Source organism: Pseudovibrio axinellae, from assembly GCF_900110875.1.
GTDB lineage: Bacteria > Pseudomonadota > Alphaproteobacteria > Rhizobiales > Stappiaceae > Pseudovibrio > Pseudovibrio axinellae.
The window spans coordinates 1-6,401 of record NZ_FOFM01000042.1 but is presented as its reverse complement, the minus strand read 5'-3'; the positions used below and the strand labels follow the sequence as shown (position 1 = coordinate 6,401).

General features: G+C 49.4%; 4 protein-coding genes. All 4 read right to left on the bottom strand.

Going from position 1 to position 6,401, the window contains the following annotated elements:
- Positions 1 to 1,292, bottom strand: a 1,292-nt coding sequence (locus BMZ51_RS22885) for a VCBS domain-containing protein (protein ID WP_208979637.1), incomplete at its 3' end; no start/stop codon positions are given.
- Positions 1,293 to 1,302: 10 nt separating this feature from the next.
- Positions 1,303 to 2,604 (bottom strand): HlyD family type I secretion periplasmic adaptor subunit, encoded by a 1,302-nt coding sequence (locus BMZ51_RS22880; protein ID WP_068008141.1) that lies wholly within the window; start codon positions 2,602 to 2,604, stop codon positions 1,303 to 1,305.
- Positions 2,605 to 2,645: 41 nt separating this feature from the next.
- Entirely contained in the window at positions 2,646 to 4,562 is a 1,917-nt protein-coding gene (locus tag BMZ51_RS22875) for an ATP-binding cassette domain-containing protein (RefSeq protein ID WP_068008145.1), read from the bottom strand.
- Positions 4,562 to 6,049 carry an ABC transporter ATP-binding protein gene (locus BMZ51_RS22870; protein ID WP_175485060.1) on the bottom strand — a complete coding sequence of 496 codons (1,488 nt, stop codon included), beginning with the start codon at positions 6,047 to 6,049 and terminating at the stop codon, positions 4,562 to 4,564. Before BMZ51_RS22870 ends, BMZ51_RS22875 begins: the two co-directional genes overlap by 1 nt.
- Between the last annotated feature and the right edge of the window lie 352 nt (positions 6,050 to 6,401).

Genomic DNA, 6,401 nt, shown 5'->3' with positions numbered 1-6,401 from the left:
GCCGATTGCCCGACAAACTGCGCTTCGCCGGCATCAGGATCAACAATGCTCAACTGGCCGCTGGTGGTCAGTGCAGTTTCTTCAGTCACCGTGCCAATTGAAAGTCCGCTAATAACTGCTTGATCTTGAGTGCCTTGAATTCCAATGAGTATTTGATGCGAGGTTCCATCGACACTATGAACCTGAAAGGTTTCATAGCCTCTGCTGCCTTCTTTTAGGCTTTGAACTTGAGGAAGCCCATTATTTAGTGAGTATGTCCAGTGCCCAGAACTGTCGATTTTGAGGCTACCATAACTGCCAGTGAGCCTATCTGGTTTGAAGGCAGCTTCTCCAGGATCTGGATCGACGATATTCAGTTCGCCAGTAACATCAACTAGTCTATCCTCTATGGCGGAGCCTTGATCCCGGCCAGAAATGAGTGCACCATCAGGAGTTGAAGCAATCTGGTAGGGTAACAGCGCTTGGGAACTCTTACCATCTGGTTGTACGGCGATAACAGTGAGATAGCCTTGACCGGACCAATCCGGTGGCGGGGTCATCTTTAAATGGCTGATATCTGTACCCGGATCAATAAGCCAGTGCCCTTGTTGGTCTGTATGACCAAGGTTCAGATGGGCCCCCTTGGGTATACCAGTGATAACAAGCCTAATGCTTTCGCCGTTGCCGTGACTGTCTACGGTTCGGATATGAAGTGGTAGATCCTTATCCTCTTTGCCTTGTGCTGTTAGAGCTGCAACAGCAGGTGTTCCGTTTTGTCCTGCACTGACGACATTACCTGTCTGCTTGTTTCCTGAGCCACCACTACCTGCACCTCCACCACCACCACCACTACTTCCTCCCACTCCACCCGTTAAGTGTCCGGCATGAAAAGAAGAAGCGCCCGCTAGATTCCCGTTTCCCAGATTTGGGAGAAGGTAATGAGAGGCGGCTGTTGTCGCAAGTGTACTCCCATCAGAACCAGTTCCAGTATGAATTGGGTGTAAGCCTGAGATAGGCACCCCTGTCGCTGTCCCCTCCCTGTCTTGTGCGGAGGCGGACATATTTGATACTTCCGACGGGCTTGTTCCCAGCAGTTTCCCTAGTCCTTCACCTGAAAAAATAAGTTCACGATGAGGAGGAATGGAAGAGCCATGGAGCGCTTCTTCTGAGGTTTTATGTTGGGCCTCCGTAGCTTCCGGGGTCAGCGGCTCAGCACTTATGCTAACCCAACCGAAAATTTCTTCCGGAGCGGTTTGAGCGTTGGCTGCTTTTATCAGTAAAGATAGTTTTTCAATGGGAGCTTTGCTACTCATGATCAACCTCTCAACGCTCGGATAGGGCAAGATCCAGATTTGTGTAAACGGGCTTCCAAATATATTGGAATACTGTTTTGGAACCGGTGAGGATATCCGCTTCACCAGTCATACCGGATTGAAGCGCGAGCCCTGCTTTAGGGTCTCGGAAAAAAGTGTGATCGACACCAACTTCAACCAAATAAAAGGGCAAACCCCGTTCATCCATATGTGTCGTTGGTGAGATTTCTTTGACAACGCCGTTCAGCGCGCCGTAACGGCTAAAGTCGAAGCTATCTATTTTCAGTCTGACAGGCTGTCCAACTTCGACAAAACCTACATCCCGTGGCGATAACCTGCCTTTGAACTGCAGCCCGCCTTCAATCGGAACTAAGGTAATGACCACTCCACCTGGATCTATAACGTCCCCTATAGTCTCATCGGGAAGAGATTGGACAATGCCAGCAACGGGAGTAAGTACGACAGTTTCATCCAGTCGTTGCTTCAACCCTTTGACTTCTGCCCGCAGTGCTCTGCGCTCGCCTGTTGCCTCGGCGATGCGTGTGCGAGCTTTAGCTGCCTGATCCAGATCAATACCGCCAAGCTGGGATCGTAGTTGCTCCACTTGGGCTTCCAATATGCTTCTACGCCCAGCCAGCTGAGCCAGTTCAAAGCGGTATCTGGCTGCCTGTTCCCGAAGCTCAACAAGCCGCGGACGAGAAGAAATGCCACGCCTAACCAAGGCTTCCTCTATGCTGCGCTCTTCTTCTGCAACTGTAATCTGCGCCATCAGTTCAGGTTTTTCTGCATCAACGGCTGCAATTTCTGCCTTTTTTTCTGCTATTTGCGCCTCTAAAACGTCCTTTTGAGAGCGCATCAGATCTCGTTGTGCTGGTAATGCTGCAATCTCTTTTAGAACGAGTTCAGGGTACTGATCCCCCAATTTCCCAAAGTTTGGTTGACGTTTGTCAACTAGCGCACTTAAACGTTCGATTTCCAAAGAAAGGCCAGCAATACGGGCTTGTGCTGCTTCAAGTTCTGAACGGGCTTCTGTTTGGTCAAGGAGGGCAACTCTGTCTCCTGCCTCGACTGTTTGTCCAAGTTTCACGTCGACCTGTACCAGATGACCACCATGGCGACTTTCCACCCTCTGCACTTGAGCGACTGGCTCTACAGTGCCCCGCGCTTTGGCGATTTCATCAAGAGGAGTAAATATCATCCAGATAACTAGAAGGGCGATCCCAACCATTGTAACAAGAGCTGCCCTTTTTTTCCACTTGAAGACTTGGGTGTCTCCCAATTCAAAATTGTGCTCGTATTTTTCTTTTGTCATTTATAGCCTCCGGTCCAGTTCAGGCATTTGACTTATTTTTTTTATTGGCTCTGAGCAGGTGTTTGCACGGGACCAAAGTAGGCTTGCACACCGTTTTCCAAAACGATGGCCAAGTCTGCGTGGGGTACCAAATCGGTATCATGGCTAGAAAAAAATACAGTTGCTTTGCCGCGTTTTTCTTTGAGAAACTGTTTGACCATTGTTCGGCAACGCTCGCCGCCAGAGGAGAGCGGATCATCGAGAACGTAAATTGGCGCATCCTTTTGGATCACCCCATTCCAGGCATCCCGCTCGGCTTCGACTACAGACGTTCGACCCCGATTTTTATACCCCTGTTCATTTGGTTCGGTTGAGGGCGGATTGGCATCCAGATAGGCGCAATATTCAGCCATGTCGTCACTATCAAATTGTGAAACGGTACGGTTATTAATGAAGTAGCTGCCCGATTGCGCCCTCAAATACCCAGCAATAATTCTTAGGAGTGTCGTTTTTCCAGACGAGTTTGGACCAATGACTGCGACAACACTTCCATGAGGAACATCAAACGTGATTCCAGAGCATGCTGGCCCCTGCCCACCATCATAGCGAAAGTACACCCCTTGTGCTGATAGAGTAGAAACGTTTTGGGGAAATGGCTCTTGTGAGTGGACATCATGCGCCACTGAGGGAAGCTGCATAGTCGCCCGTAGTTGCTGCCATGCTGCCAGAATTGTTCCAAGTCGTGGTAAAGCAAAAAACAGGGCCTGAGCCGGAGCTGTCACCCGCCAAGTGAGCAACATGGTCCCAATCAGAGCTCCTGGCGTAATAGAACCTACAAGGACGAGATCCACCCCGATAATCAAGGTCAAGAGTGCGGTACCGGTACCCAAGGCTGTTCCCAGAGATTGAACCGCAGCCATACGCTTTTGCAATTTTACATTGTGCGGTATGATTGCCAACATAGACCGCTCAAACCTTTGCAGCCATGTTTTGGCGAGGCCACTTCGGTAAATCGTACCTTGGCTATCAACCAACTCCGACGTCATACCCTGTTTTATTTGTGAAAGGCGTGCCACCTGTGGGTCTGTTGGTGGGCTTGTTTTGATAAGAAATATGCCAAACCCCCAGAAAAATAGTAGATAAGCTGCGGGGATCAGCGCCACAATACCGCCCACGAAAACAAGCGCAATCAGCGTGAGTATGAGAAAGGGAGCATCATATATGGCTGCAATATTGGGGCTGGCAAAAATACCTGCCGCTTGTTCTGTCGATTTTAGTCGCAACACAAGCGCATCTGCTGACATACGCTGCTTCGTCGCCAGCGGCTGCCTGAAAATCTTTTGAGCCACTGCTAAACAGATACTTGCCGATAACCGTGCGTATTCTGCTGCAGCCAGACTGGAGCGTATCCGCCTTAGAACAATCATCAATACAAGAACGATTGTTGCCCCACCAAGGAGTGCTGGAAGAGTGGCAAGTGCCCCACCCCCCAGAACGCGGTCATAAACTGCCATGGTAAAGAAGGGAACTGTCAAGGCACATAGGTTGATACCAAGGGATTGCCAAGCAACTGCAAAGGCACCCTGCCGGCTTCGCTCTACAAAATCTGCATAGGAAACTTCTGCCATTAAGGCTTCTGGCAGTAAGCGAATATGCAATAAATTTTTTGAAGCGCGAATATGATCTGCAGTACACTTGGTATCATCGGGAATGAGTGTTTCTTTTCCTGCACGGCGCACGAGAGCCACCCACTTACCGTGATGACGTGTAACAAGTGCACCTTCCAGTCCATCACTCCAGCTGGCCGGAAGGCTATGATAGTGGATCGCGGTTGCTCCAAGCAATGCGCAGGCCTGCTCAATCTGGCGGATATGATCGGTTTTTTGCTGCCCCAACACAGCTTCTACCAGCTTTTTACTTCTACGGCCGCCAAGCGCCGCCAATGCTTCATAAAGAAAATCTGTTGCGTTCTTGCTCATTATGCCACCATTGCACTTTGGGGATCAAAACACTCAGGTATATACCGATCAGCAATGGCATGCAGTTCGGGCGAGGCCGTCGTCATAATAACGGTTACAGAACCTCTTAATGTCGCAAGTCTTTGTTTGAGTGATTTAATACCTGCTGAATCCAGCGAGATGTCAGGGCGCTCCAGAACGATAAGTTTGGCGTTTCCCACGAAGGCCTGCACAAGAGCTGCGCGTTTTACAGCTCCATCAGATAGGGGGATCGTACCATGTGCCCCAACCTCCGTTCTATAACCATCAACTAGCCGCCCAACCATTGCGTCGAGGCCAAATATTTCAGAAAGTTGAAATGCTTCCGGCTCCAGACCCGAAGAAAACCGGGTTAGGTTTTCCAGAATACTTCCCCTTTGTAATTCGGCGCGAGCTGGAACGTATCTCATATTTTCACTAACATCCCACTTACCCTGCCCTTCTGGCCAGAGCTTATCGACAAGCTCACGTAGGACTTCAAAGGCTTCTTGATTGGGGCTTTCCTCGATAACTATGATCTCTCCGGAGTTGGTTTCCAATTGGCTTGCGCCCAATGAAATAGAAATAGGGAGATTCGACCGATTAAGAGCTGGAGACTCACCGACTGGTATATGTTCAGAAGCCACTTTGGCAGGCGTTTGCCTCATTAAGGTGGCAGCAATGCCCATAAGCTGTGCCGAGGCGCGCCCTCCAAGTAGAGTGCATGCAGCTAAGCCGCCAGTTGTCATGTTTCCTGCAAGTACCGAAGTTGCTCCAAAACCCACAACAAGGACAGTGGTCAGCAACGCCCCACTTTGCAACAAGTCCTGTTGTAGACTGGCTATTCGCTCGACTTTTTCCAGTGCGACTGCACTGTTTCGCTTTTGCACACTGAAGGCATTGAATACCGCTCCAAACCGCCCTAAGAAAATACATTGAGGGGACAGCGTACTCATATTACCCTCCAGATCACGAAGGGTTGCATCCTGTTCAGCTGTGTCTCTTAGCGCGGTTCTATATGAGTTTTTATAATAGAAAAATATTAGAGCAGAGCCACCACCTACAATGAGTGGAGCAAGAACCACAACACCTCCGAGATACCAGATGAGCACAAGAAAAACGACAGCAAAGGGCGTATCGTAAAGGCCCATGCGACTTTGCCCGACACCCACATCTTTAGCTTTGTTTACAGAGGATATGGCAAGATGCGCCTGCTCTGGTGAGTACCCCCCATAAATGAGATTGGAGACAATACGTTGCCAGAGGGGAAAGTCATTTCTCGCTGATAGCAATGCAAAAATATCGGAGCGAACCATCCGCAGAAATGCTGCAAGCAGAAGCGCAATAAGCACGGCAAAAAATATGACGGCCGCAGTACCCCATGATTTATTGGGTAGAATTCTGTCGTAGACTTGAAGCAGAGCCAATGGAAGAGCAAGGGCTAAGATATTGACGCATACAGTGAGAAGACTCAGCCAAATGCGAGACATGGTGGCTCCCTTTTTGAGGGCATAGTAAAGCGCGTAAATCTGCCGCATCAAGTGCCACTCAGAACTAAGGTTAGCTAACTATTTATTTGGGATAGATAAACGGTTTTGTCGTAACCTTTTCGTTTGCCCGCAATACACCTACCGCCTAAAGCAATTTGCTTTTAATCGGCGCTATCAACTTAACCTGAAATTGGCAGCAATAGTTTTCTCCAGACGCATTTTAGGCGTCAAGCATAGCGGCTTGTTTCCATTGTGAAAAAGCGTTGATGCGGTGGAGGTAAATGTTGATTGCGGACCGTTGGTGGTGAGATGGAACGAAGAGATTGCGCAGGCCGGAGAAGGCCGCCAGAAA

Excerpts from the sequence above, each read along its gene's own strand:
- BMZ51_RS22880 (WP_068008141.1), bottom strand. The coding sequence starts at position 2,604 with ATGACAAAAGAAAAATACGAGCACAATTTTGAATTGGGAGACACCCAA.
- BMZ51_RS22875 (WP_068008145.1), bottom strand. The coding sequence starts at position 4,562 with ATGAGCAAGAACGCAACAGATTTTCTTTATGAAGCATTGGCGGCGCTT.
- BMZ51_RS22870 (WP_175485060.1), bottom strand. The coding sequence starts at position 6,049 with ATGTCTCGCATTTGGCTGAGTCTTCTCACTGTATGCGTCAATATCTTA.